The organism is Psychrobacter sp. NPDC078409, from assembly GCF_050268505.1.
In the GTDB taxonomy this organism is placed as follows: Bacteria; Pseudomonadota; Gammaproteobacteria; order Pseudomonadales; family Moraxellaceae; genus Psychrobacter.
In genome coordinates this window covers 4,337-5,787 of sequence record NZ_JBNNGW010000009.1, presented here as the reverse complement: position 1 = coordinate 5,787, position 1,451 = coordinate 4,337, and the positions used below count along the sequence as shown (strand labels likewise).

At 49.2% G+C, this 1,451-nt stretch carries 2 rRNA genes (1 of these 2 cut by a window edge); both read right to left on the bottom strand.

The window, feature by feature from the left end:
- Positions 1-9: 9 nt before the first annotated feature.
- Positions 10-123, bottom strand: a 5S ribosomal RNA gene (gene rrf, locus ACQKC9_RS13410).
- Positions 124-310: 187 nt separating this feature from the next.
- A 23S ribosomal RNA gene (locus ACQKC9_RS13405) occupies positions 311-1,451 on the bottom strand (it continues 1,786 nt past the right edge of the window).

Sequence of the window (1,451 nt, the reverse complement as noted above, 5' to 3'; positions counted from 1 at the left end):
AGAATAGAGAGCTGACGATGACCTACTCTCACATGGGCGAACCACACTACCATTGGCGCTACGATGTTTCACTTCTGAGTTCGGGAAGGGATCAGGTGGGGCCATCGCGCTATTGTCGTCAGCAAAGGGGGTTAGATATGAGTCTGTTATTTTTATTGTTTGACTATAAATGTTTAGTTTATGGTCGATCAACTTGTAACCTAACTGAATCAAGGTTAAAGGTGATATCGAAATATTCTTTCTTTATTCTATAGCCTGAGCTATACAAGATAGATTAATTAGACTTGTATACAAACCACTTGGGTGTTGTATGGTCAAGCCAAACGAGCAATTAGTACAGGTTAGCTACACGCATCGCTGCGCTTCCACACCCTGCCTATCAACGTCCTAGTCTTGAACGGCTCTTTAGGGAAATCTAATCTTGAGGTGGGCTTCCCGCTTAGATGCTTTCAGCGGTTATCCCATCCGAACGTAGCTACCGGGCAATGCCACTGGCGTGACAACCCGAACACCAGAGGTTCGTCCACTCTGGTCCTCTCGTACTAGGAGCAGATCCTCTCAAATTTCCAACGCCCACGGTAGATAGGGACCGAACTGTCTCACGACGTTCTAAACCCAGCTCGCGTACCTCTTTAAATGGCGAACAGCCATACCCTTAGGACCTGCTTCAGCCCTAGGATGAGATGAGCCGACATCGAGGTGCCAAACACCGCCGTCGATATGAACTCTTGGGCGGTATCAGCCTGTTATCCCCAGAGTACCTTTTATCCGTTGAGCGATGGCCCTTCCATACAGAACCACCGGATCACTAAGACCTACTTTCGTACCTGCTCGACTTGTGGGTCTCGCAGTTAAGCGCGCTTTTGCCTTTATACTCTACGACCGATTTCCGACCGGTCTGAGCGCACCTTCGTACTCCTCCGTTACTCTTTAGGAGGAGACCGCCCCAGTCAAACTACCCACCATACATTGTCCTCGGTATTGTTATACCTGAGTTAGAACCCCAACATGACCAGGGTGGTATTTCAAGATTGGCTCCACCGAGACTAGCGTCTCGGCTTCAAAGCCTCCCACCTATCCTGCACAAGTCAGGTCAAAGTTCAATGTAAAGCTGTAGTAAAGGTTCACGGGGTCTTTCCGTCTAGCCGCGGGTACACAGCATCTTCACTGCGATTTCGATTTCACTGAGTCTCTGCTGGAGACAGCGCTGCCATCATTATGTCATTCGTGCAGGTCGGAACTTACCCGACAAGGAATTTCGCTACCTTAGGACCGTTATAGTTACGGCCGCCGTTTACTGGGGCTTCGATCAAGAGCTTCGCTTACGCTAACCCCATCAATTAACCTTCCAGCACCGGGCAGACATCACACCCTATACGTCCACTTTCGTGTTTGCAGAGTGCTGTGTTTTTAATAAACAGTTGCAGCAGCCTGGTATCTGCGACTGCCAG